This is a genomic window from Falsiroseomonas oryziterrae, assembly GCF_021864505.1.
In the GTDB taxonomy this organism is placed as follows: Bacteria; Pseudomonadota; Alphaproteobacteria; order Acetobacterales; family Acetobacteraceae; genus Falsiroseomonas; species Falsiroseomonas oryziterrae.
Genome location: NZ_JAKJIB010000025.1, coordinates 1 through 23,218, shown reverse-complemented (window position 1 = coordinate 23,218; position 23,218 = coordinate 1). Strand labels below are relative to the sequence as shown.

Genomic DNA, 23,218 nt, shown 5'->3' with positions numbered 1-23,218 from the left:
GCCGCGCTGCCGGCGGTGCCGGCCTTCGGCACGCCGCTCGGCCGGCGCGACGCGCGAATCGTGGTTGTCGGCGCCGGCCTCGCCGGGCTCGTCGCGGCGCACCGCCTGGTCGAGGCAGGCGCCACCGCCGTCACGATCCACGAGGCCAACACGCGCACCGGCGGGCGGATGCTGTCCGGACGCAACCTCGTCGGCGACGGCACCCTGGTCGAGCTCGGCGGCAGCTTCATCAACACCGAGCACCACGAAATCCGCGCGCTGGCGCGCGAATTCGACCTGGCGCTGGAGGACGGGGCGGCGGAGGCCGGGCCGCCGCTGCTCGGCACGTATTTCGTCGGCGGGCGCCACTACTCGGTCGGCGACATCGCGGCCGAAGCCGCGCCGATCCTGCCGCGTCTGCAGGACATGCGGGCCCTCTCGGACGACGCCAAGGCTTCGCTGGACCGCAACTCCGCCGCGCGGGTGATGGACGAGCTCGGCATCGCCAGCTGGCTCCGCACGCTGATCGACCTCGGCCTGACGCAGGAGATGGGGCTCGAGCCCGACCGCATGTCGGCCCTCTACTTCACCGAATACTTCGCACCCGACCGGGCGCAGCCGCAGCTCGGCATCTTCTCCTCCGACCAGCGCTACCAGATCGCCGGCGGCAACGACCGCCTGCCCGCCGCCATCGCGGCGAAGCTCGGCAGCCACATCCGCACCGGTCAGAAGCTGCTGGCGGTGCGCCGGCGCGGCAGCGGCTACGTGCTGTCCTTCGACCAGGGCGGGGCAACGCGCGACGTGCAGGCGGATGTCGTGATCCTGGCGATCCCCGCCACCACGTTGCGCGCGGTCGAGCTCGACATCGGGGCGCCGCCCCTGACCCGCCGCGCGATCCGCGAGCTCGGCTACGGCACCAATGCGAAGCTCTTCGCCGGCCTCTCCGCGCGCCCCTGGCGCGCTGCGGGACGCAGCGGCGAATGCCTGAACGACCTCGGCATCCAGACGGTGTGGGAGGACCATGCGCGCCCCGGCACGGGCGCGGGCGCGATGACGATCTTCGCCGGCGGGCGCACCGGGGTCGGCTTCGCGCAGGGACGGGCGGTGGACCGTGCGCGTGCCGCCACGGCGGCGATCGACGCCGCCCTGCCGGGCGCGGCCGCGGCGTTCAACGGTCGCGCCAGCCGGATGAACTGGCCGGGCAACCCCTATGTCGGCGGCAGCTACAGCTGCTTCGCCCCCGGGCAGTGGTACGGCCTCGCCGGCGCCTTCGCGCCCGTCGGCCGCGTGGTCTTCGCCGGCGAGCACACCAGCGAGAAGAATTCGGGCTACATGGAAGGTGCGGCCGATTCCGGCCGCCGCGCCGCCGAGGAAGTGGCGCGACTGCTGGGGTGAGGCGCTACGGCAACTCGGACGGCAGGCTGCGCTCGCGCCGTATCTCGGCGTCCAGCTCGGCGCCGAGCAGGATGACGTAGACGCTGACATAGAACCACATCAGCAGCGCCACCGCCGCGCCGAGCGTGCCGTAGCTCGCCTCGTAGCCCGCGAAGTTGCTGACGTAGAGCGAGAAGAGCGCCGAGGCGACGGCCCAGAGCATCGTGGCCGCGACGGAGCCGGGCGAGACCAGCCGCCAGCCCGGCGGCTTCCGCGCTGGTCCGAAGCGATACAGCAGCCCGATCGCCAGCAGCACGGCGACCAGCAGCACGAGCAGCCCGGCGCCGCGCAGCAGCAGCGCCTCGAACGGATCGAGGCCGACCAGCGCCAGTACCTTCGGCAGCACGACCAGGAAGGCGAGCCCGACGATCACCGCGACGATGGCGCCGAGCGTCAGCAGCAGCGCGGTGGCGTAGAAGGCGAGCGTCCCGCGCCGCTCCGACTGGTCATGCGCCAGGTTCAGCGCGCCGAGCATCGCGCGGATCCCAGCGGACGCCGACCAGAAGGCGATCAGCGCGCTCAGCACCGCGCCCCATTCCAGCGTCGGCCGCGGCGTCGTGACCAGTTCGTGCACCCGGCCGGCGATCAACTCCTGCGTGTCCTCCGGCAGCACGCCTTCCAGCAGCTCCAGCTGCGGCTCCACCGTGGCGACGTCGAAGAACAGCCCATAGGCCGAGATGGACAGCGAGATGGCCGGGAACAGCGCCAGCATCGCGTAGAAGGCGCAGCCGGCCGAGACCAGCGAGATCTGGTCGGAGGTCGCGACGGCCAGCGCCCGCCGCCAGCGCGGGATGTCGAGGACGGAGGGCGTTGCGGACATCGCCTGCGGACCCTGGCACGGCCGCCCGCGCCGCCGCCAGACCGGCCCTGTTGCCGTCGCGCCGGTTCCGACCGATCCTGCGCCGCCGGACGGGAACCGGGGCCATGCCGGCCCCGTCCCTCGTCCGGCACGGAGGCCCGTGACGACGCGATGCCCGCCGATGGCCCGCCCCATGGCTCGCCCCTTGGCCCGCCCGTCCTGCCGGACGGCGTCGCCGTGCGCCGTGCGGCGCGCGAGGGCAGGCTGACGGGCCACACCTCCTCGCTCGCGCCGGGCTTCGTGCAGGGCAACCTGGCCATCCTGCCGGCCGACCTCGCCGGCGACTTCCTGCGCTTCTGCCAGCGCAACCCGAAGCCCTGCCCGGTCCTCGGCATCTCCGAACCGGGCAGCCCGCGCATCCCGGAACTCGGCCTCGACCTCGACCTGCGGACCGACCTGCCGCGCTACCGCGTCTGGCGCGACGGCGCGCTGGCCGAGGAGCCGACCGACATCGCCCATGTCTGGCGCGACGACCTGGTCGCCTTCGTGCTCGGCTGCTCCTTCACCTTCGAGCATGCGCTGATCGAGGAAGGCATCCCGATGCGCCATGTCGCGCAGGGCCGCAACGTCGCCATGTACCGGACGAGCATCGCCTGCGCGCCGGCCGGTCCCTTCGCGGGGCCAATGGTGGTCTCGATGCGTCCCTTCAGCCCCGCCCACGCGATCCGCGCGGTGCAGGTCACGACGCGCTTCCCGGGCGTGCATGGCGCGCCCGTCCATCTGGGCCATCCGCACCTGATCGGCATCGCCGACCTCGCCCGCCCCGACTACGGCGACGCGGTCGAGGTGGCGCCGGACGAGATCCCGCTCTTCTGGGCCTGCGGCGTGACGCCCCAGGCCGTCATCGCCGCCGCGAAGCCGCCCTTCGCCATCACCCATGCGCCCGGCAGCATGCTGGTGACCGACGTGCGCAACAGCGCGCTCGCCGTGCTGTAGCCAGCCGACCAAGACCGAACAGGGAGAACCAGGACAGATGACCGCCTTCGGAGCATTCCGGCGCGCGCTGCTCGGCGCGGCGCTCGGCGCAACGCTGCTCGGCACGCCCGCGAGCGCGCAGCAGACCGTCAACATCCAGGCGGTGACCCAGCCCAACCCGGGCATCCCGCAATGGACGCGCGTGGATATCCCGATGCTGCGCGAAGGCCTGCCGCAGCGCTCGAACGGCCGCATCCGCGTCACCCTCGCCTCCTGGCCCGAGCGCAACCTGAACGGGCCCGAGATCGTCCGCCTGGTCCGCTCCGGCCAGGTCGAGATCGGCGCGGTGCCGCTGAACACGGTCGCGGGCGATGTCCGCATCCTCGACATGCCCGACCTCGCCGGGCTCAACCCGACGATCCAGCAGGCCCGCCGCGTGGCCCAGGCGCTGGAGCCGGAGCTGAACCGCCAGCTCGAGCGGCTCGGCGTGCGGCTGATCGCGATGGCGCCCTACCCGGCGCAGGTCCTGTTCTGCCGCGATCGCGTGAACAGCCTGGCGGATCTGCGCGGCAAGCGCATCCGCACCGGCGGCGGCTCGATCAACGACTTCGTCACGGCGGTCGGCGGCCAGGCCGTCGGCATCGGCTTCCCCGAGGTCTACGGCGCGCTGGAGCGCGGCGTGGTGGATTGCGCCATCACCGGCACCGGCAGCGGCAACGGCGCGCGCTGGTACGAGGTGACGACGCACATGTACGCCCTGCCCGTCGCGTGGAGCACCTATGGCTACTTCGTGAACCTCGCCTGGTGGAACCGCCTCGACGCGCCGACGCGCGAGCTGCTGACCACCACCTTCCGCGAGCTCGAGGATGCGCAATGGGCGCTCGGCGACGAGGCGACGGAAGACGGCATCAACTGCAACATCGGCCAGCGCCAGGGCTGCTCCATCGGGCGCCTCGTCGAGAACCGGCCGATGACCGTCACCCGCGCCACGCCGCAGGACCTCGAGACGCTGCGCGGCATCCTGCAGAACAACGTGCTGCCCGCCTTCGTGCAGCGCTGCGGCGCCGGCTGCGCCGAGACGTACAACCGCCTCGTCGCACCGATCTCCGGCGTGCGCGCCGAGGCGCGGTGACGCGCTCTCCTATCTCCCTCCCCCGTTCACGGGGGAGGGTCGGGGTGGGGGCTCGTCACCCGGCACATCCGTGCTGAAGCTCGCCACCCTCCTCCGCCGCGTCGTCACGGTGATCGCGACCGTCATGGGCGTGATCGCCGGCTGGGGCTTCGTGCTCTGCGCCTTCTTCATTGCCTTCGAGGTGCTGGCGCGCGCCTTCCTCCGCGTCAGCACCGGCTCGACGGTCGAGATCTCGGGCTACATGCTGGCCTTCGGCCTGTCCTGGGGACTCGCGCACGCGCTCGCGCAGCGCGGCCATGTGCGGATCGACATGCTGGTCAACCGCCTGCCGCGCCCGGCGCGCGTCCCGCTGCACCTGCTCTCGCTGACGCTGCTCGGCGTCTTCGTCGGCTTCCTCGCCCGCGGGGCCTGGGAACTGGTCGATGAGAGCCTGCTGTTCGAGGCGACTGACATCTCCGCCCTGCGCATCCCACTCGCGATCCCGCAGGGCCTCTTCGCCTTCGGCCTCCTCGTCTTCCTGGTGCTGATCGTGCTGATGCTGGTCGAGAACCTCCTGCTCGCACTCTCGGGCGACGCCCGCGCGGTCGAGCGGCACCTCTCCTCCCGCAGCTACAGCGACGAGGCCGAGGAAGCGCTCGACGCGCTCCGCGGCGCGGGTCCGAAGCCGTGATCGCCGTCGTCTTCATCCTGCTCGTGCTCGGCCTGTTCCTCGGCATGCACGTGCTCGGCTATGGCGGCGCGGAAGGCCTGCCGATCCTGCCGATCCTGCTCGTGCTGGCGGTGTTCTGCGCCTTCTTCGCGGCCGGCATCTACATCGGCGCGGCGCTCGGCGTGCTCGGCATCCTGATGGGCTTCGCCTTCTCAGACCGTCCCTTCTGGACCTTCCTCGGCCAGACGGTCTGGGGGCCTTCCTCGAGCTTCGTGCTCGTCTCGGTGCCGCTCTTCCTGCTGATGGGCGAGATCCTGCTGCGCGCCGGCCTGTCGGAACGGCTCTACCGCGCGCTGAACGTGTGGCTCGATAGGCTGCCCGGCGGCCTGCTGCACACCAACATCGTCGCCTCCGGCGTGTTCAGCGCGATCAGCGGCTCCTCCGTCGCGACCGCCGCCGCGATGGGCAACGTCGCCATGCCCTTCTTCCAGGGCCGCGGCTACGACCCGAAAATGGTGATGGGCTCGCTTGCCGCGGGCGGCGCGCTCGGCAACCTCATCCCGCCCGGGATCACCTTCATCATCTACGCGCTGATCACCGAGACCTCCGTCGGCGCGCTCTACCTGGCCGCGCTAGGCCCGGCCTTGCTCGTTGTCGCCTTCTTCATCCTGGTGATCCTGCTGAAGCGCCACGCCGCGCCGCCCCCGGGCCCGCCGATCCCACTCGGCCAGAAGCTGCGCGCGCTGGTCGGCCTGATCCCGACGCTGTTGCTGATCTTCGTCGTGCTCGGGACGATCTATGCCGGCCTCGCGACGCCCACCGAATCGGCCGCCCTTGGCGTCGTCGCCGCTCTGGGCATCGCGGTGGTGGAGCGCCGCTTCTCCTTCCGCATGTTGCACCAGAGCGCGGAGGCGACAGCCCGCAACACGGCGATGATCGGGCTCATCCTGCTCGGCGCCTATGTCCTGAACTACGTGATCACCCTGCTCGGCATCCCGCAGATGATGGCGCAGGCCGTGGCCGAGCTGCCCCTGCCGCCCTGGGTCATCATGCTGCTGATCATCGGCTTCTACCTGGCGCTCGGCACCTTCATGGAGGGCTTCTCCATGATCATCACCACCATCCCGGTGATCTTCCCGGTGGTGATGGCGCTGGGCTACGACCCGATCTGGTTCGGCGTGGTCGTGACCATGCTGGTCGAGATCGCGCTGATCAGTCCGCCCGACGGGACGGTCCTCTATGTCCTGCAGGGCATGCGGCGCGACGGACGTCCCATCGGCGACGTCTTCGCCGGCGTGCTGCCCTTCGTCGCCGTCTACATCCTGGCCATCATCGTGATCATGGTGTTCCCAGGTATCGCCCTCTGGCTGCCCTCCGTCGCAGGACCCTGAGATGCTGCGCTTCGAACGGACAACGCGCGCCGGCACCGACCGGGTCGAATTCATGCCGGACACGCTCGTCATCGCCGGCTGGACCGGCCGCGACCAGGCCGCCGTCCAGCACCATATCGAGGAGCTGCAGGCGATCGGCGTGCCGCCGCCCTCCTCCGTGCCGGTCTACTACCGCGCGGCCGTCACCAACCTGACGCAGGCGCCGCGGCTGCAGGTGCTCGGCCCCGACAGCTCGGGCGAGGCGGAACCTGTGCTGTTCTCGCTCCCCGACGGGCTCTGGCTCGGACTCGGCTCGGATCACACCGACCGAAAGGCCGAGGCGGCGGGCATCGCGCTCTCGAAGCAACTCTGCGGCAAGCCGGTCGGCACGACGTTGTGGCCGCTGGCCGAGGTCGAGCCCCATTGGGATGCGCTGGAGCTCATCGCCACCGCGACCATCGGCGGGGCCGAGGTGACCTACCAGCGCGGCACGCTGGCCGCGATGCGCCCGCCGCGCGACCTGCTCGCCCGGCGCCCCGGCGGCCCCGGTCTGCCGGCCGGCACGGTGATGTTCTGCGGCACGCTCGCCGCGATCGGCGGCATCCGCCCGGCCGCGCGCTTCGCGATGGAGTTGCGCGACCCCGTCCTGGGTCGCGTGATGCGCCACGCCTACGACATCGAGGCGCTGCCCGTCGTTTCGTGAGGGCACCGGACAGAGGTGCCACGATGCGGCCGCTGCAGGCGGCCGAGCGCCCGAACGGGCGCCGCCGCGAGTGTGGCGAAAGCCAAGCGCGCGGAGGCGCGCGCCGGCGCCTGAGGTCGGACCTGCGTCAGCAGGCCCGCAAGCCGGCATGAGTTGTCCGGACAACTCCGCCGCGCTACCCTGCGCAGCGACGGGAAGGACAACGCGATGACAGACAGCCTGGGCTGGCGCCGGAAGTTCGGCGTCATCGCCCCCTCGACCAACACCTCGGTCCAGCCCGAGTTCGACGCCATGCGTCCGGCCGGCGTGACGAACCATTTCGGCCGCATCCGCATCCCGAACATGACGCTCGCGAATGACGACGACTTCAACGCGCTGATGGACGCGATCCGCGGCACCATCATGGACGCGGTGGATTCGGTCATGTCCTGCGAGCCCGACTATCTCGTCATGGGCATGTCGGCCGAGACCTTCTGGGACGGGCTCGAAGGCTCGGTCGAGCTCGAGCGGCGCATCGAGCAGCGCGCCGGCGTGAAGGTCGCGATGGGCTCCGACGCCTGCCGGGCCGCGCTGCGCACCCTGGCCCCCGAGGCGCGCCGCATCGCCGTGATCACGCCCTACCAGCCGGTCGGCGACCGCCAGGTGATCCGCTTCTTCAACGATTGCGGCTACGAGATCACGGGGCTGAAGGGCCTGCGCTGCGAAAGCCCCGTCGCCATCGCCCATGTCTCGGAACGGACGCTGCGCGACGCCATCATCGAGCTGAACGACCCGTCGGTGGACGCCATCGTGCAGGTCGGCACCAACCTGGCCATGGCGCGCCTCGCCGCCATCGCCGAGTTCTGGCTCGACAAGCCGGTGGTCGCCATCAACACCGCGACCTACTGGTGGGCGCTGCGGCAGAACGGCATCGCCGACAGGGTGCAGGGCTTCGGCAAGCTGCTCGAGGCACACTGACTTGCCACCACGGCCACCGCTCTACGCCCGGATCGAGGCGCGGCTGCGCGACGCCATCGCGGAAGGCCGGCATCCGGTCGGCTCGCTGCTGCCGACCGAGGCCGAGCTCTGCGCCAGCCTGAAGGTCTCGCGCCACACGGTGCGCGAAGCACTGCGGCGCCTCGTCGATGCCGGGCTGGTCGAGCGCCGTCAGGGCGCCGGCAGCCTGGTGATCGCGCGCGAGCCCTCGCGCGGCGAGGTGCACGCCATCCGCAACATCGACGGACTGATGCAGTACGCCTCCGACACGCGGCTGCAGATCGGACGGCGGGGCCTCGCCAAGCTGACGCGGGAGGAAGCGGCGCAGGCGCTGGCCGAGCCCGGCACGCCCTGGCTGAAGGTGGAAGGGCTGCGGCTCGGCCAGGATGGCCGCCCGCTCGCGACCGCGGAGGTGTTGATCCATCCGCGCTACGCCGCCGTCGAGCCGGACCTGCCGGAGCGTGGCGCGATCTACCGCGTGATCGAGCAGCGCTTCGGGGTGGAGGTGGCGGAGGTGGTGCAGGAGATCTCCGCCGCGCCGATGCCCACCGCGGTCGCCGCCGCACTGCGCCGCCGCAGCCGAGAGGTCGGCATGTTCTTCATGCGCCGCTACGTGCTCAAGGACGGCGAGACGCTGCTCGTCTCGCGCAGCTGGCACCCGGCGGAGCGTTTCACCTACGCCATGCGGCTGCGCCGGCAGGACACGTGAGCCGCCCCAGTGGAGACCCCGATGTGGCCGAATGACGCGCGCCTCGCGCTCAGCATCGTCGTCAATGTCGAGGAAGGCGCCGAGATGTCGCTGCGCGACGGCGACAAGGGGCCGGAGCCGGTGGACGAGCTCGGCGTCGCGCTGAAGGTGCCGATCCGCAACTTCGCCAATGAATCGAACTACGACTATGGCATCCGTGCCGGCTGGCCGCGGGTGCACGCCGTGCTCCAGCGCCACGGCATCGCCGCCACCTTCACCGCCGCCGCGATGGCGCTGGAACGGGCGCCGCAGATCGGCCGCGCCATCGCGGAAGGCGGGCACGAGCCCTGCAGCCATGGCTGGCGCTGGATCCACCAGTTCTCCTACGACGAGGCGCGCGAGCGCGACTTCGTCCGCAAGGCGGTCGACAGCATCCGCCGCACGACCGGCGAGCGCCCGCTGGGCTGGCTCTCGCGCTACCTGCACTCGCCACGCCTGCGCCGCACGCTGGCGGAGGAAGGCTTTCTCTACCACATGGACGATTTCTCGGACGACGTGCCGCGCTGGGACGTGGTGGAGACGGATGCCGGGCAACGCGCCATCGTCATCGTGCCCTACGCGCTCGACACCAACGACATGAAGTTCTGGCTCGCACCCGGCTACACGCCGGAGCAGTGGCTGGACTATGCGGTCGAGACTTTCGACGTGCTGCACGAGGAAGGCGCCGCCGCGCCGCGCCTCATGTCGCTCGGCCTGCATCTGCGCATCATTGGCCGGCCGGGTCGGATCCGCGCCTTCGACCGCTTCGTCCAGCATGCGCGCAGCAAGGCCGGCGTCTGGTTCGCGACCCGCCTGCAGATCGCACGCGCCTTCGCCGCCACCACTCCCGCCCCCGCCGAGCCGAGCGCCACATGAGCTACGATATCGCCCAGGCCTTCGCCGAGCACGCCGCGCGCACGCGCTACGCCGACCTCAGCCCCGCCGCCACGGCCAAGGCCAAGACCTTCCTGCTCGACACGATCGGCGTCGGCCTCGCAGGCAGCAGCGGCGCCAATGTGGAGGCGGTGCGGGACCTCGCCCGCGCCTGGGGGCCGGGCGAGGAGGCGACCTCCTGGCTCGGCGGCACGCGGATGAGCGCCGGCTCCGCCGCCATCGTGAACGCCTACCTGATCCACTGCCTGGAATTCGACTGCGTGCACGAGGGCGCGGTGGTGCACCCCATGGCCACGCTGGTCTCCGCCCTCTTCGCCTGGTCCGAGCGCGAAGCGGCACGCGGCCGCCCGGTCCCGGGCGAGCGCTTCCTGGCCGCCATGGCCGTCGGCGTGGACGTCGCAGGGCTGCTCGGTGTCGCCACCGACGCGGCGCTGCGCTTCTTCCGCCCTGCCACGGCGGGCGGCTTCGGGGCGACCGCGGGCATCGCGAACCTCGCCGGCTTCGACGCCGCGACGACGCGCAGCGCCTTCGGCCACATGTACGGCCAGACCAGCGGCACGCTGCAGCCGCATCTGGAAGGCTCGCCCTTGCTCGGCCTGCAGATCGGCTTCAACGCCCGCGGCGCGATCGCCGCTACCGACCTTGCCGCCGCCGGCATGCAGGGCCCGCTCGACGTCTTCACCGGCCGCTATGGGTACTACACGCTGATCGAGGACGGTCAGCTGCATGCCGACCGGATCGAGTCAGCACTCGGCCGCGAGTGGCAGATCGAGCAGCTCGCCCACAAGCCCTTCCCCTCCGGCCGCCTCACCCATGGCGTCGTCCACGGGCTGCGCGACCTGATGGCACGGCAGGGCTTCACCCCGGACGACGTGGCGGAGGTCACCTGCCGCGTCCCGCCCCTGGTCCGTCGCCTCGTCGGCCGCCCGCTCATCGCTGATCCGGCCTCGAACTACGCGAAGCTCTGTCTGCCCTTCGTCGCCGGCGTCTATCTGGCGAAGGGGCGCTGCGACGTGCCGGATTTCCGGGGCGAGGCGCTGCGCGATCCGCGCGTGCACGCCTTCGCCGCGCGCATCCGTCTCGAGCCCGACGGCAACACCGACGAGAACGCTCTCGACCCGCAGGAGATCGTGGTGCGGCTAGCCTCGGGCGCCACGCATGCCATCCACCTGCCGCATGTCTACGGCCACCCTAAGGCCGCCCTCACCGCCGAGGAGAACGAGGAGAAGTTCTTCCGCTGCTGCCGGCATGCCGAACCCGCCGTGCCGGAGGCGCGCGCGCACCGGATCCGCGACCTCGTGGAGGGGCTGGAGCGCCTGCCCGACGTCACGGCCCTGGTCGGCGCCATCGCGGGCCGCGCCTGATCGCTTGAATTGACGGGCCACGCGCCCGGGCCTACTTGTCCGGACAAATCCAGCGGGAGACGCCGGTCATGGACATCGCCGCCAGCAGGCTCGCCGAGGAGGACGACGCCCTCCTCGACGCCATCGAGAAGTGGCTCGAGCGCGACGTGCGCCCGCATGTGCTGCGCCTCGAGCACGCCGACGAGTATCCGCACGAGATGGTCGAGCAGATGAAGGAGCTTGGCCTCTTCGGTGCGACCATCCCGGTGGAGTATGGCGGCCTCGGTCTCTCTGCGACGACCTATGCGAAGATCGTCGAGAAGATCGCCGAGACCTGGATGTCGCTGACCGGCATCTTCAACAGCCATCTCATCATGTGCGCGATCGTCTCGCGCCTCGGCACCGAGGAGCAGAAGCACCGCTGGCTGCCGAAATTCGCCGCCGGCGAGATCCGCGGCGGCCTGGCGCTGACCGAGCCCGACTGCGGCACCGACCTCCAGGCGATCCGCACCCGCGCGACCCGCACCAACGAAGGCTACGTCGTCAACGGCACCAAGACCTGGATCAGCAACGGCATCGAGGGCTCCTGCTTCGCGCTGCTGGTGAAGACCGATCCGGCCGCGGAGCCACGCCACAAGGGTATGTCCATGCTGCTCGCGCCGAAGGGCGAGGGCTTCCGGGTGGGGCGCAAGCTCGAGAAGCTCGGCTACAAGGGCATCGACAGCGCCGAGCTGATCTTCGAGGACTACCAGGTCCCGGCCGAGAACCTGATCGGCGGCGAGGGGCGCGGCATGCAGGCCGCGCTCTCCGGCCTCGAGCTGGGCCGCATCAACATCGCCGCTCGCGGCTGCGGCCTCGCCTCGGCGGCGCTGAAGGACTCCGTCCGCTACAGCCAGATCCGCAAGACCATGGGCAAGCCGATCTGCGAGCACCAGGCGATCCAGCTCAAGCTCGGCGAGATGGCGACGCGGCTGCAGGCCGCACGCCTGCTGACCTACGACGCCGCGCGCGCCTACGACAAGGGCGAGCGCTGCGACATGGAAGCCGGCATGGCCAAGTACTTCGCCTCCGAAGCCGCGGTCGAGAACAGCCTGGAAGCCATGCGCATCCATGGCGGCTACGGCTATTCGAAGGAGTATCACGTCGAGCGCTACTTCCGCGATGCGCCACTGATGTGCATCGGAGAGGGCACGAACGAGATGCAGCGCATCATCATCGCCAAGCAGCTCGTCGCGCGGAACCCGGTGTGAAACCCCTGCCCCTGGCCGGCCTGCGCATCCTCGCCTTCGAGCAGTTCGGCGCCGGCCCCTTCGCCACGATGAACATCGCCGACCTCGGCGCCGAGGTGATCCGCGTGGAATCGCCGCCGACCGAGGATGGCGAGCCGCCGGGCGACATCGCGCGCTACACCGGCGACTACAGGCTCGGCGAGAACGACAGCCAGTACTTCCAGTCGTTCAACCGAAACAAGCGCGCCATCACGCTCGACATCTGCAAGGAGGAGGGGCGCGAGGCGCTGCACCGCCTGGTGCGCGGCGTGGATGCGGTGCTGAACAACCTGCGCGGCGACCTGCCCGCCCGGCTCGGCCTCGATTATCCGGCGCTGTCGCAGGTCAAGCGCGAGATCGTCTGCGTCCACATCTCCGGCTACGGCCGCGACGGCGAGCGTGCCGCCTGGCCGGCCTATGACTACCTCGCCCAGGCCGAGGCCGGCTTCTGCGCGCTGACAGGGGAGCCCGGCAGCCCGCCGGCGCGCGCGGGGCTTCCCGTCATCGACATGCTCTCGGGCCTGACGGCCGCGCTCTCGGTGCTGGCCGGCGTCATGGGCGCGCGAGCCACGGGCGTGGGCCGTGACCTCGACGTCTCGCTCTACGACGTCGCCGTGCAGAACCTCACTTATGTCGCCACCTGGTACCTGAACGAGGGCTTCGCCGTCCCGCGCCGCCCGCGCGGCGGCCATCCCTTCATCGTCCCCTGCGAGATGTTCCCGACCGCCGACGGGCATGTCTTCGTCATGTGCATCAAGCCGGCCTTCTGGCGCCGCACCTGCGAGGCGCTGGGCCTGCCCGACCTGCCCAAGGACCCGCGCTTCCGGAGTTTCGACGACCGCCTCGCCAACCGCGACGCGCTGGCCGCGATCGTGGATCCGATCATGCGCAGTCGGACATCGGCCGAATGGGTCGCGATGCTGGCGGGCAAGGTGCCGGTCGCGCCGGTCCTCTCGCTGGCCGAGGCGCTGGACAATCCGTATCTCCGCAACCGCGGCGGCGTGCTGAACCTGCCGCATCCGGCGCGCCCCGACCTGAAGGTCGTCGCCAGCGCGATCCGGCTCGACGGGCAGCGGCTGCAGGGCCGGCCCGGGCCCGGCTACGGCGCCGACACGGCGGCGGTGCTGGCCGAAGCGGGCTACACCGCTGACGAGATCGCGCATCTCCGCGCGCTGGGGGCCGCATGAAGCTCCAGGGCGTCCGCGTCCTCGACCTCTCGCTCTTCCTGCCGGGCCCGTATCTCACCACGGTGATGGCCGACCACGGTGCCGAGGTCATCAAGGTCGAGCCGCCGGGCGGCGAGCCCGTCCGCCATGTCGGCCTGCGCGCCAACGGCGAGAGCGTCTGGTTCCGCAACACGCATCGCGGCAAGAAATCCGTCGTGCTGAACCTCAAGGATCCGGCCGATCTCGCGGCGCTGCACGACATCGCGAAGACCTGCGACGTCATGCTGGAATCCTTCCGCCCCGGCGTGGCCGACCGCCTCGGCATCGGCGCCGCCACGATGACGGCGCTGAACCCGCGGCTGATCTATTGCTCGATCTCCGCCTTCGGCCAGGACGGCCCGCTGCGCGACCGCCCCGCGCATGACCTGGCGGTGGAGGCACTGGCCGGCACCGTCTCGGTCAATCTCGGGCAGGACGGCAAGCCCACGCATCCGAACGTGCCGATCGCCGACGTCACCGCCTCCCTCCTCGCGCTTTCCGGGATCGCGATGGCGCTCTACCGGCGCGAGGCGACGGGCCGGGGCGACGTGATCGACATGGCGATGTTCGACGCCACGCTCTCCTGGCTGCCGAACGCCACCGGCGCCGTCTTCGCCGAGGATCGCCCGCCGCGGGTGAAGGAGGAGCGGCAGTGGGGAGGCGGCGCCTTCTACAACATCTACGCGACGAAGGACGGCAAGTGGGTCGTGCTCGGCGGCAGCGAGCACAAATTCGTCGAGACGCTGCTGCACGCGCTCGGCCGCGACGATCTGATCCCGGCGACGTCCGGCCCGCCCGGCCCCGCGCACAAGCCCGCCGAGACCTTCCTCCGCGAGACCTTCGCGACCCGCACGCGCGACGAGTGGGAGGCCTGGTTCCAGGGCCGCGACGTCTGCTTCGCCCCCGTGCTCGACCTGCGCGAGGCGCTGCACCAGCCCCACGCCGCCGCGCGGCGCATGCTGCTGCGCGATGAGGAGGGCAACCTCCATCTCGGCCTGCCCATCAAGTATCGCGACGAGCCGGGCCGCCTGGATCCGCGCCTTCCGAAGCTCGGCGAGCACACGGCGGCGGTGATCGCCGAGGCGCGCCGGCGCCTGGCCGATGACTGAGTCGCTGACCGAAGGCCTCGTCGCGCTGCTCGCGCGGCCGATCTCGCAAGGCGATCGCCGGCGCGCCGCCTTGCACCTGGTGGACTGGATCGGCTGCGCAGTGGCCGGTGCGGCGAGCGAGGCCGGCGCGGTCTTCCGGCGCCACGCCGAAGGCGCTTCCGGCCCGGCGCGCATCCTGCTGGGCGGCACGGCCTCGGCCCGCGACGCCACCTTCGCCAACGGCGCCTTCGGCAACGTCCTTGAGATGGACGACGTCCATCGCGAGGCCATCCTCCACCCCGGGCCGGTCGTCATGCCGGCCGCGCTCGCACTGGCCGCGGAGCGCGACGCACCCGGCCATGCGTTGCTCGACGCGATCCTGCGCGGCTACGAGGCCGAGATCCGCATCGGCCGCGCCATGGGCCCGAGCCACTACGCGCGCTTCCACCCCACCGCGACCATCGGCCCCTTCGGCGCCGCGGCCGCCTGTGCTTCGCTGCTTGGCCTCGACGCGACGCGCAGCGTCTGGACGCTCGGCAATGCGGGCACACAGGCGGGCGGCGTGTGGCAGTGCCGGCACGAGAAGGTCATGACGAAGCAGCTTCACACCGCGCGCGCCGCGGCGATGGGGCTGGAAGCGGCGACGCTCGCCGCGCTCGGCCTCACCGGCCCGCGGCTGATCCTCGAAGGCCCGCAAGGCGTCTTCGCCGGCCTCGCGCCGGATGCACGACCCCATCGCGTGCTCGCCGATCCCGGCGCGCCCTGGCTGGTGCACGAGACGAGCTTCAAGCCCTGGCCCGCCTGCCGCCACGCGCATCCCGCGATCGACGCAGCGCTCGCGCTGCGCCCGCGGATCGAGGGCCGCGCCATCGCAGCCGTGCGCGTCGAGAGCTACGCCGATGCACTCGCCTTCTGCGACCGCGCCGCGCCATCCGACACGATCGGCGCGAAGTTCTCGCTGCAGCACGCCGTCGCGGTCGCGCTGCTCGACGGCCCGCCGCCGCTCTCCGCCTTCGACCCACCCGCCCTCGCGCGCCCGGATCTCGCGGCACTTCGCGCGAAGGTCACGGTCGCGGAAGACGCCGCCTTCACGCGCGCCTATCCCGCGCATTTCGGCGCCGCCGTCACCGTCACGCTCACCGACGGCGCGGTGCTGCGGGAGGCGGTGCCCGACGCGCTCGGCGACCCGGAGAACCCGCTGTCCGAGGACGCGATCCTCACCAAGGCCCGCATGCTGATGGAGAGCGCGGGCGTCGCCAGGCCCGACGCGGTGATCGCCGCTGCCCTCGCGCTGGCCGAGGGCGCGCCCGCCTCGCATCTCAACGCCGCCCTGCCCTGACCGGAGCCGCGCATGACCGCCTTCGACTACGTCACCGCGATGGACCCGGAGGCGCTGCGGCGCGACTACCCGATCGGCCCCGATTTCCCTGGCGCGCTCGCACGCATGTCGCGCGACGAACTCCGCGCGCGGCAGGAGCGCGACTTCGCCCGCATCATGGCCTTCGCCTGGAAGGTGCCGTTCTACCAGCGCCTCTGGGGTGCCAAGGGGATCGAGCCGGGCGACATAAGCGGCCTCGACGACCTGCCGAAGCTGCCGAGCTACGACAAGGCCGACATCATGGCGAGCGTGGCGGAGCACCCGCCGCTCGGCGACTTCCACGGCCAGGACGCGCATCCGCCCGAACGCCGCCCGCAGATCATCTTCCACACCACGAGCGGCACCACCGGCAAGCCCCAGCCGCTGCTCTTCGGCCCGAAGAGCCGCGAGGTGCAGAACCGCCTGCTCGCCCGCCTCTACCTGCTGTGCGGCATGACGCGCGACGACGTGGTGCACAGCGTCTACGGACACGGCCTGATCAATGGCGGCCACTATGTGCGCGAGACGGTGCAGCACTGGGTCGGCGCGCGCTTCATGTCGGCCGGCACGGGGGTGGAGACGCGTTCCGCCCAGCAGGTCTTCATCATGAAGGAGTTCGGCGCGACCGCGATCGTCGGCTTCGCCGACTTCATCCGGCGCCTGGCCGACGTGGCGCGCGAGGAGGGCTTTGAGCCCGGCCGCGACATCCCCATCCGGCTGATCTGCGCGCATCTCGGCAGCGAGACGCAGGCGAGCCTGTCCGCCGCCTGGGGCGGCGCCGCCGTCTATGACTGGTACGGCGTCGGCGACACCGGGATCATCGCCGGCGAAGGCCCCGACCGCACGGGCATGCATGTGTGGGAGGACGCGCATGTGCTCGAGATCGCCGATCCCGATACCGGCGCGCCGGTGGAGACCGGCCGGCTCGGCGACATGGTCTGCACTTGTCTCTTCAAGGACGACATCTTCCCGATCATCCGCTTCAACACCCATGACGTGACCGAGGAAGTGACGGGCGCGAACCCACTCGGCCTGCCCTTCCGCCGCATCCGAGGCTTCCTTGGGCGCAGCGACAACATGGTGAAGCTGCGCGGCATCAACCTGTTCCCCACCGGCATCGGATCGCTGCTGGTCGAGCAGGCGGAGGGCGCGACCGGCGAGTTCCTCTGCCGCGTGCATCGCGACGGCACGCGGGACGCGATGACCGCGCATCTCGAAGTGCGGGGCGACCGCAGCGAGGCGCTGCGCCAGCGGCTGGAGGCAGCGCTGCGCACCCGGCTCGGGATCGAGATCGCCGTCGCGCTCGAGGCGCCGGGCGCGCTGGCAACGCTGACCCAGGTCGAGAGCCGGCAGAAGGCGATCCGCCTGCTGGACGAACGCAAGTGACCTACGACGCGGCGCACGACGCCGAGCTCGGCATCTTCTGGCATCACGCGCCGCAGCCGGGCGGGGCGGGTCCGCTGGCGGGCGTGACGCTCGCCGTAAAGGACAATGTCGACGTCGCCGGCATGCCGACCACGGCCGGTTTCGCGCAGCACACGGCACGCATCGCGGCAACGGATGCGCCCTGCGTGGCGCGCCTGCGCGCCGCCGGCTGCGCCGTCCTCGGCAAGGTTGCGATGCATGAGGGCGCGCTGGGCGCGACGACGGACGTGCCGCGCCTCTGCTACAACCCGCTCCGGCATGGCTTCACGCCGGGCGGTTCCTCGGGCGGCTCGGGCGCCGCGGTCGCGGCCGGCTTCGCGGACCTCGCCATCGGCACAGACACCATGGGCAGCGTCCGCATCCCCGCCGCCTATTGCGGCGTGGTCGGGCTGAAGCCGACGCGCGGCGTCGTCTCGCGCAGCGGCGTCGTGCCGCTCTCCCTCGCGCTGGACCATGTCGGGATGCTGGCGCGCACGCCGCGACTGGCCGCACGCGGCGTGGAAGCGATGGCCGGCGAGGATCCATCAGACCCGGCCTCGCGCCCCGTGCCGCGCGGCTGGCGCGCCGTTCCTGATGCGGCGCCGACGCTGCATGGCCTGCGGATCGGCCTGCCCGAGCCGATCCTCGCAGCAGCCATGGAAGCGCCGATCCGCGCCGCCTGGGACGCCGCGGCGCAGCGCCTGCGCGACCTCGGCGCCACGGTGGAGCCGGTGGCCGTCCAGGGCGGGGAGCCTGGCGCGGTTCGCCGCGCCGGCCTGTTGCTGATCGAGGCCGAGGCGGCCGCGCTGCACGAGGCGCTGATCGCAGACCCGACCGCCACCTCGGCCGCGTTCCGGGCCGCGCTGCACTACGGCCGCGACGCCGGCACGGTGCGCCTCGCGCGCGCGCTGTTCCGCCTCTCCGAGGCCGAGGCCGGCGCGTTGCGCGCGCTAGCCCAGTCCGACGCGCTGCTGCTGCCGACCGCGCCACAGCGCGCCTTCGCCTTCGGCACGCCGACACCACCCGACCAGGCCGACTTCACCGCGCTGGCGAACATCGCCGGACTGCCGGCGATCGCGATCCCGTGGCCGGCACCTGATGGCGACCTGCCCTGCTCCGTCCAGCTCGTCGGGCGCGCCCATGCCGAGGCGCTGCTGGTCGGCCTCGCCGAGGCGCTCAGCGCGCCCTGAACACCGGCGCGCGCTTCTGCAGGAAGGCGTCGCGCCCTTCCTGGAAATCCGCGCTCCGGAAGGCATCCGCGAAGAGCTGCGCCAGGCCGGGCTCCTCCGGCGACGCGCCCGCCTCCACGGCGGCCACCATGCGCTTGATGTCCCGCAGCGCCGGCCGCGACCCGGCGACGAGCGGGGCAAGCCAGCTCCCGACGAAGCTGTCGAGGTCCTCCGGCGCGCGCAGCTCCTGCACGAGGCCGATCCGTAGCGCCTCCTCTGCGCCGATGAGCCTCGCGCTGAACAGCAGGTCCTTCGCGCGCGCGGCGCCCACCGCGCTGACCAGCCGCGTCGTATCCGCCTGGCTGTAGATCAGCCCGAGCTTCGCCGGCGTGACCGCGAAGCGTGCATCGGCCGCGGCGAAGCGGAGGTCGCAGGCCAGCGCCAGTGCCACGCCGCCGCCCACGCAAGCGCCGCGGATCACGGCGACCGCCGGCTTCGGGAAGGCGGCCAGCGCCTCCACCCCCGCCGCGATCGCCGCATTCGCCGCGGCCGCGCTCTCCGCCTCCGCGTAGGTCTGCTCGAACTCGCCGATATCGGCGCCGCCGCAGAAATGCCCGCCCGCGCCCTCGACGCGCAGCACCGCAATATCCGGATCCGCCGCCGCCTCAGCCAGCAAGCCCAGCATCGCCGCCCACATCGCGCGCGTCATGGCGTTGCGCTTCACCGGCTGGTCGAGCCGCAACGTCCCGACGGCGCCATGCCGCTCCAGCCGCACCGCGCCGGTCATGCCGGCTTCCCCGCAAGTTCCTCGACGCGCCGCATCACGGCGGCACCCGCCCGCGCCCAGCACTGATGGCCGTGCACCAGGATGGCGATGGACAGCGCCTCCATGATCTGGCCGGCGGTCAGCCCGGCGCGGAGCCCCGCCTCGGCATGCGCCACCGCGCCCTCGACATGGCCGGCCGCCACGTCGAGCACGATGAAGACCAGTTCCTTGCTCGCCAGGGAGAGATGGCCGTTCGGGGGAAGGCGGTACGCCGCCTCGCGCGCGGCCAGATAGGCCGCGAAGGCCTCCGGCGCATGCCGGCGCAGCAGCGCCACGCTGTCGGGCACCGCGCCCAGCGTCGCCTCGAAATGCCCGTCCCCGGTCATGCCGTGCCTCCTGCCCGTGCAGCGGAGTATCCGCGGGCCGGGCCGTCGCGCCAAGATTTGTCCGAACAACTCTTGCCCACGCCCGGGACGCATGGTTCCCTGCCGCCCGGGAGAGTTGAGGGAACGGACGATGCAACGACGCGACATCATGCGGGCCGGTGGCGTCCTGGCCGCGGCCGGGATCATCGGACGGGCGGAAGCCCAGGCGCCGACGCGCTGGGACATCTCGATCCCCTGGGGCCCGTCGGAGTTCCACACCGTCAACGCACAGCGCTTCGCCCGCGAGGTCGCGCAGGCGACCAACAACGCGGTGCAGATGACCGTCCATTCGGGCGGCTCGCTCGGCGTGCGCGCGAACGAGACGGTGCGCGCGGTGGGCGACGGCGTCGTGCCGATGGCGGAATTCGCCGCATTCCAGAACGTGGGCGAGCTTCCGCTGCTCGGGATCGAATCCATTCCCTTCCTGATCGCCAACTACGACGAGCTGCGGACCATGCACGGGCTCGTGCGCGCCACCTGGGAGCGCGAGCTGGAGCGGCGCAACCAGACGGTGCTCTATGTCGTGCCCTGGCCGATGCAGTGCTTCTACTTCAAGCGCCCGATCGCCACGGCGGCGGACCTCCGCGGCATCCGGATGCGCACCTATGACCGCGTGACGGCGGAGATGGTCACGCGCCTCGGCATGGTGCCGCAGCAGCTGACCAACCCGGACATCGTGCCGGCGCTCGCCTCCGGCCGCGTCGACGCCGTGATGACCAGCGGCACCACCGCGGTGTCGCAGCGCTACTGGGAGTTCCTGCGCCACACCTACGTCACCAACCATCTGTGGGCGTCCAACCTGATGGTGGTGAACAACGACGCCTGGCGCCGCCTGCCGGCTGCGACGCGCACCACCATCCAGGACCTCGCCCGCCGCCTCGAGCCCGAGTTCTGGAACGTCTCGCGCGGCGAGCACGACACGCGCATGGGCGAGCTCCGCCAGAACGGCATGACGGTGGAGGATCCCTCGCCCGCGCTGATCCAGGCGATGCGGCAGGCCACCGCCACCATGGTGGACGAGTTCGTCCGCGCCAATTCCGCCGCCGGACCCATCATCCAGCAGTTCCGCCAGCGCGTCGGACGGGCGTGACGCCGGCGAACGACCGCCGCCCGCCCCCGGCGGCGGCGGTCGCGATCCTGCGCGTGATCGACGGCGCCTGCGCCGCCGGCGCCTTCGTCGCCGCCATCGCCGCGGCGCTGCTCGCGCTGATCCTGATCGGGGAGGTGATCGTCACCTCCTTCTTCGAATGGTCGCAGCCCTGGGCGATTGAATACGCGATCTATCTGCAGTGCTTCGTGCTCTTCTGCGGCGCCGGCTGGACCTTGCGGCAGGGCGGGCACATCCGCGTCGCGATTTTGCTGCAGGCGCTGCCACCCGCTGCCGCCCGCCTGCTCGACATGGCGGGCACCGTCTTCGCCATCGGCGTCGTCGGCTTCGCCAGCTGGGCGCTCTGGCAGCAGTTGATCCGCACCTTCGACTTCGGCTCGACGAGCTTCTATCCGATGGGCACGCCGCTCTGGATCCCTCAGGCGCTGCTGACGCTCGGCGTCACGCTGCTGCTGCTCGGCTTCGTCGCGCGGCTCGTCCGGCTCGTGCTCGACCAGCCCGCCGACCTCGCCGCGGGCCTCACCGCCGGGGGCGTCGAGTAGATGGGCGGTCCGCTCCTTCTCGTCCTCGGCATGCTGGTCGTCACGCTGGCCGGCGGCGTCTGGGTCGGCGTCGCGCTCATGTCGATCGGCATCGTGTCGCTGGAGATGTTCCGCGACATGCGCGTGGACCGGTTCCTCGCCGGCGACATCTGGTCCTCCTCGACCTCGGTCGAACTGATCACGCTGCCCCTCTTCATCCTGATGGGCGAGCTGCTGTTCCACACCAGGCTGAGCGAGAACCTGTTCCGCGGCCTCTCGCCCTGGACGCGGCGCCTGCCAGGGCGGCTCGTGCATGTGAACGTCATGGGCTGCACGCTGTTCGCGGCGGTCTCCGGCAGCAGCGCCGCCACCACCGCGACGGTCGGCCGCATCACGCTGCAGGAACTGCTCTCGCGCGGCTACGACCGGCGTCTCGCCGTCGGCTCCCTCGCCGGCGCCGGCACGCTCGGCTTCCTCATCCCGCCCTCCATCCCGATGATCGTCTATGGCGTCGTGGCCGACGTCTCCATCCTCGAGCTCTTCATCGCGGGCCTGGTCCCGGGCCTCGTGCTCGCCGCCATGTTCATGGGCTGGATCGCGCTGCGCGCGGCGCTGCAGCCATCGCTCGTCCCGCCGATGGAGCCGCCGATCCCGCGCGCCGAGGCCCTGAAGGCGCTCGGCAACCTGATCCCGGTGGTGTTCCTGATCACCTTCGTGATGGGCAGCCTCTATTTCGGCTTCGCCTCCATCACTGAAGCCGCGGCGATCGGCGTGCTCGGCGCGCTGATCGTGGCGCTCGCGCAGCGGACTCTAACCTGGCGCGGGCTCTGGCAGGCGCTGCTCGGCACGGTCCGCACCTGCTCGATGATCGGCCTCATCCTGGTCGGCGCGCTGTTCCTGTCGAAGGCGATGGCGCGGCTCGGCCTGCCGGCGGAGATCGCGGAGGCCATCCAGTCCTGGGGGCTGCACCCCTACACGCTGATCCTCGTGCTGCTGCTGTTCTACCTCGCCCTCGGCTGCGTGCTGGACGGCCTCTCGGCCATCGTCATGACGCTGCCCGTCACGCTGCCGTTGGCCGTCGCCGCCGGCTTCGACCCGATCTGGTACGGCGTCTTCCTGATCATCACCATCGAGATGGCGCAGATCACGCCGCCCGTCGGCTTCAACCTCTTCGTCATACAGGGGCTGACGCGAGAGGGCATCTTCCGAATCGCCTCCTATGCCTGGCCCTTCTGCGTCATCATGATGCTCTTCACCGCCCTCATCACCCTCTTCCCCGATCTCGTGACCGCGTTGCCGCACTCCATGCGCGGATGAGTGCGGCGATCCGGCGCCACGGCATGGCGCTGATCGCCGGCGGCGCAGTGCTCGGCATCGCGCTGCCGCCGCTGGCCGAGGCGATGCGCCCCTGGCTGCTCTGGATCACGCTGGCGACCATGACGCTCGCGCTGCTGCGGGTCGAACCGGCCGCACTGGCCGGCGTGCTTCGGCAGCCGCGGCTTGCGTTGCTGCTGCTCGTCTGGGTGACGCTCGGCGTGCCGCTGGTCGTCTATGCGGCGCTCGCCCCTCTGCTGCCGGCGGGCAGCCCTTTCCTCGCCGCCGGCGTGCTGATCGCGGCGACGCCGTCGGTCCTCTCGGCGGCCGTCTTCGCCATCCTGCTCGGTGCCGACGCCGCGCTGCTGACCGTGGTGGCGATCCCGTCGAATGCGCTGGCGCCGCTCTGGCTGCCGATGAACGCCGCCGCGATGGGGGTGTCGGCGCAGGTGGATCCAGCCGCCATGGCGGCGCGGCTGGCCCTCCTCGTCTTCGGCAGCTTCGCGCTGGCCGCTGCCGCCGCGCGCCTCGCCGGGCGGCCGCGGCTGCGCGGCGCGGCGCCCACGCTCGACAGCTCGATCGTCGTGGCGGTGACCACCTCGTCCATCCCCTT

23 protein-coding genes are annotated in these 23,218 nt (G+C 71.6%); 20 read left to right on the top strand and 3 right to left on the bottom strand.

Going from position 1 to position 23,218, the window contains the following annotated elements:
• Nucleotides 1-1,374: flavin monoamine oxidase family protein (locus L2I40_RS04285; RefSeq protein ID WP_272910934.1), on the top strand; the 1,374-nt coding region annotated here is incomplete at its 5' end.
• Between the two features lie 4 nt (nt 1,375-1,378).
• Here the strand turns inward: L2I40_RS04285 and L2I40_RS04280 are convergent.
• Nucleotides 1,379-2,233, bottom strand: coding sequence for a YihY/virulence factor BrkB family protein (locus L2I40_RS04280; RefSeq protein ID WP_237213630.1), 855 nt, complete (start codon nt 2,231-2,233; stop codon nt 1,379-1,381).
• A 150-nt stretch (nt 2,234-2,383) separates the two neighbouring features.
• On the opposite strand from L2I40_RS04280, the gene L2I40_RS04275 reads away from it, so the two are divergent.
• From L2I40_RS04275 to L2I40_RS04205, 15 genes are all read left to right on the top strand, one after another.
• The gene (locus tag L2I40_RS04275) at nt 2,384-3,208 is read left to right on the top strand and encodes a putative hydro-lyase (RefSeq protein WP_237213629.1); all 825 of its coding nucleotides are present in this window, start codon (nt 2,384-2,386) and stop codon (nt 3,206-3,208) included.
• Nucleotides 3,209-3,245: 37 nt separating this feature from the next.
• Nucleotides 3,246-4,319 (top strand): TRAP transporter substrate-binding protein, encoded by a 1,074-nt coding sequence (locus L2I40_RS04270; RefSeq protein WP_237213628.1) that lies wholly within the window; start codon nt 3,246-3,248, stop codon nt 4,317-4,319.
• 70 nt (nt 4,320-4,389) lie between these two features.
• Nucleotides 4,390-4,989: a TRAP transporter small permease subunit gene (locus tag L2I40_RS04265; protein WP_237213627.1), complete on the top strand. Its 600-nt coding sequence runs from the start codon at nt 4,390-4,392 to the stop codon at nt 4,987-4,989.
• Nucleotides 4,986-6,359 (top strand): TRAP transporter large permease, encoded by a 1,374-nt coding sequence (locus tag L2I40_RS04260; RefSeq protein WP_237213626.1) that lies wholly within the window; start codon nt 4,986-4,988, stop codon nt 6,357-6,359. Before L2I40_RS04265 ends, L2I40_RS04260 begins: the two co-directional genes overlap by 4 nt.
• Before the next feature lies 1 nt (nt 6,360).
• Nucleotides 6,361-7,041, top strand: coding sequence for a DUF2848 domain-containing protein (locus L2I40_RS04255; RefSeq protein WP_237213625.1), 681 nt, complete (start codon nt 6,361-6,363; stop codon nt 7,039-7,041).
• Between the two features lie 207 nt (nt 7,042-7,248).
• Nucleotides 7,249-7,998, top strand: a complete 750-nt coding sequence (locus tag L2I40_RS04250) for a maleate cis-trans isomerase family protein (protein WP_237213624.1) — start codon at nt 7,249-7,251, stop codon at nt 7,996-7,998.
• Between the two features lies 1 nt (nt 7,999).
• Nucleotides 8,000-8,725, top strand: a complete 726-nt coding sequence (locus tag L2I40_RS04245) for a GntR family transcriptional regulator (protein ID WP_237213623.1) — start codon at nt 8,000-8,002, stop codon at nt 8,723-8,725.
• Nucleotides 8,726-8,746: 21 nt separating this feature from the next.
• On the top strand, nt 8,747-9,619 hold the full coding sequence (locus L2I40_RS04240) for a polysaccharide deacetylase family protein (protein ID WP_237213622.1): 873 nt from the start codon (nt 8,747-8,749) through the stop codon (nt 9,617-9,619).
• Nucleotides 9,616-11,001 carry an MmgE/PrpD family protein gene (locus L2I40_RS04235; RefSeq protein WP_237213621.1) on the top strand — a complete coding sequence of 462 codons (1,386 nt, stop codon included), beginning with the start codon at nt 9,616-9,618 and terminating at the stop codon, nt 10,999-11,001. Before L2I40_RS04240 ends, L2I40_RS04235 begins: the two co-directional genes overlap by 4 nt.
• Nucleotides 11,002-11,069: 68 nt before the next feature.
• Nucleotides 11,070-12,230 carry an acyl-CoA dehydrogenase family protein gene (locus L2I40_RS04230; RefSeq protein WP_237213620.1) on the top strand — a complete coding sequence of 387 codons (1,161 nt, stop codon included), beginning with the start codon at nt 11,070-11,072 and terminating at the stop codon, nt 12,228-12,230.
• Nucleotides 12,227-13,435, top strand: a complete 1,209-nt coding sequence (locus L2I40_RS04225; RefSeq protein WP_237213619.1) for a CaiB/BaiF CoA transferase family protein — start codon at nt 12,227-12,229, stop codon at nt 13,433-13,435. Before L2I40_RS04230 ends, L2I40_RS04225 begins: the two co-directional genes overlap by 4 nt.
• The gene (locus L2I40_RS04220; protein ID WP_237213618.1) at nt 13,432-14,562 is read left to right on the top strand and encodes a CaiB/BaiF CoA transferase family protein; all 1,131 of its coding nucleotides are present in this window, start codon (nt 13,432-13,434) and stop codon (nt 14,560-14,562) included. Before L2I40_RS04225 ends, L2I40_RS04220 begins: the two co-directional genes overlap by 4 nt.
• A complete protein-coding gene (locus L2I40_RS04215; RefSeq protein WP_237213617.1) occupies nt 14,555-15,880 on the top strand; it encodes an MmgE/PrpD family protein in 1,326 nt (441 codons plus the stop codon). The genes L2I40_RS04220 and L2I40_RS04215 overlap by 8 nt, the downstream gene beginning before the upstream one ends.
• A gap of 12 nt (nt 15,881-15,892) precedes the next feature.
• The gene (locus L2I40_RS04210; protein ID WP_237213616.1) at nt 15,893-17,284 is read left to right on the top strand and encodes a phenylacetate--CoA ligase family protein; all 1,392 of its coding nucleotides are present in this window, start codon (nt 15,893-15,895) and stop codon (nt 17,282-17,284) included.
• Nucleotides 17,281-18,492 carry an amidase gene (locus L2I40_RS04205; protein ID WP_237213615.1) on the top strand — a complete coding sequence of 404 codons (1,212 nt, stop codon included), beginning with the start codon at nt 17,281-17,283 and terminating at the stop codon, nt 18,490-18,492. The genes L2I40_RS04210 and L2I40_RS04205 overlap by 4 nt, the downstream gene beginning before the upstream one ends.
• Here L2I40_RS04205 and L2I40_RS04200 read toward each other — a convergent pair.
• Nucleotides 18,479-19,258 carry an enoyl-CoA hydratase-related protein gene (locus tag L2I40_RS04200; protein WP_237213614.1) on the bottom strand — a complete coding sequence of 260 codons (780 nt, stop codon included), beginning with the start codon at nt 19,256-19,258 and terminating at the stop codon, nt 18,479-18,481. The two genes, L2I40_RS04205 and L2I40_RS04200, sit on opposite strands and share 14 nt — an antisense overlap.
• A complete protein-coding gene (locus L2I40_RS04195) occupies nt 19,255-19,623 on the bottom strand; it encodes a carboxymuconolactone decarboxylase family protein (protein WP_237213613.1) in 369 nt (122 codons plus the stop codon). The genes L2I40_RS04200 and L2I40_RS04195 overlap by 4 nt, the downstream gene beginning before the upstream one ends.
• Nucleotides 19,624-19,753: 130 nt before the next feature.
• On the opposite strand from L2I40_RS04195, the gene L2I40_RS04190 reads away from it, so the two are divergent.
• The 4 genes from L2I40_RS04190 to L2I40_RS04175 all read left to right on the top strand — a co-directional run.
• Complete coding sequence (locus L2I40_RS04190) at nt 19,754-20,752, top strand: TRAP transporter substrate-binding protein (protein WP_237213612.1); 999 nt, start codon at nt 19,754-19,756, stop codon at nt 20,750-20,752.
• The gene (locus L2I40_RS04185) at nt 20,749-21,312 is read left to right on the top strand and encodes a TRAP transporter small permease subunit (protein ID WP_237213611.1); all 564 of its coding nucleotides are present in this window, start codon (nt 20,749-20,751) and stop codon (nt 21,310-21,312) included. The genes L2I40_RS04190 and L2I40_RS04185 overlap by 4 nt, the downstream gene beginning before the upstream one ends.
• On the top strand, nt 21,313-22,608 hold the full coding sequence (locus tag L2I40_RS04180; protein ID WP_237213610.1) for a TRAP transporter large permease: 1,296 nt from the start codon (nt 21,313-21,315) through the stop codon (nt 22,606-22,608).
• The coding region (locus L2I40_RS04175) for a hypothetical protein (RefSeq protein ID WP_372491011.1) at nt 22,605-23,218 on the top strand (614 nt) is incomplete at its 3' end. The genes L2I40_RS04180 and L2I40_RS04175, both read left to right, overlap by 4 nt.

Excerpts from the sequence above, each read along its gene's own strand:
- L2I40_RS04220 (WP_237213618.1), top strand. The coding sequence starts at position 13,432 with ATGAAGCTCCAGGGCGTCCGCGTCCTCGACCTCTCGCTCTTCCTGCCG.
- L2I40_RS04250 (WP_237213624.1), top strand. The coding sequence starts at position 7,249 with ATGACAGACAGCCTGGGCTGGCGCCGGAAGTTCGGCGTCATCGCCCCC.
- L2I40_RS04190 (WP_237213612.1), top strand. The coding sequence starts at position 19,754 with ATGCAACGACGCGACATCATGCGGGCCGGTGGCGTCCTGGCCGCGGCC.
- L2I40_RS04270 (WP_237213628.1), top strand. The coding sequence starts at position 3,246 with ATGACCGCCTTCGGAGCATTCCGGCGCGCGCTGCTCGGCGCGGCGCTC.
- L2I40_RS04200 (WP_237213614.1), bottom strand. The coding sequence starts at position 19,258 with ATGACCGGCGCGGTGCGGCTGGAGCGGCATGGCGCCGTCGGGACGTTG.
- L2I40_RS04275 (WP_237213629.1), top strand. The coding sequence starts at position 2,384 with ATGCCCGCCGATGGCCCGCCCCATGGCTCGCCCCTTGGCCCGCCCGTC.
- L2I40_RS04235 (WP_237213621.1), top strand. The coding sequence starts at position 9,616 with ATGAGCTACGATATCGCCCAGGCCTTCGCCGAGCACGCCGCGCGCACG.
- L2I40_RS04210 (WP_237213616.1), top strand. The coding sequence starts at position 15,893 with ATGACCGCCTTCGACTACGTCACCGCGATGGACCCGGAGGCGCTGCGG.
- L2I40_RS04240 (WP_237213622.1), top strand. The coding sequence starts at position 8,747 with ATGTGGCCGAATGACGCGCGCCTCGCGCTCAGCATCGTCGTCAATGTC.
- L2I40_RS04195 (WP_237213613.1), bottom strand. The coding sequence starts at position 19,623 with ATGACCGGGGACGGGCATTTCGAGGCGACGCTGGGCGCGGTGCCCGAC.
- L2I40_RS04215 (WP_237213617.1), top strand. The coding sequence starts at position 14,555 with ATGACTGAGTCGCTGACCGAAGGCCTCGTCGCGCTGCTCGCGCGGCCG.
- L2I40_RS04255 (WP_237213625.1), top strand. The coding sequence starts at position 6,361 with ATGCTGCGCTTCGAACGGACAACGCGCGCCGGCACCGACCGGGTCGAA.
- L2I40_RS04280 (WP_237213630.1), bottom strand. The coding sequence starts at position 2,233 with ATGTCCGCAACGCCCTCCGTCCTCGACATCCCGCGCTGGCGGCGGGCG.
- L2I40_RS04230 (WP_237213620.1), top strand. The coding sequence starts at position 11,070 with ATGGACATCGCCGCCAGCAGGCTCGCCGAGGAGGACGACGCCCTCCTC.
- L2I40_RS04180 (WP_237213610.1), top strand. The coding sequence starts at position 21,313 with ATGGGCGGTCCGCTCCTTCTCGTCCTCGGCATGCTGGTCGTCACGCTG.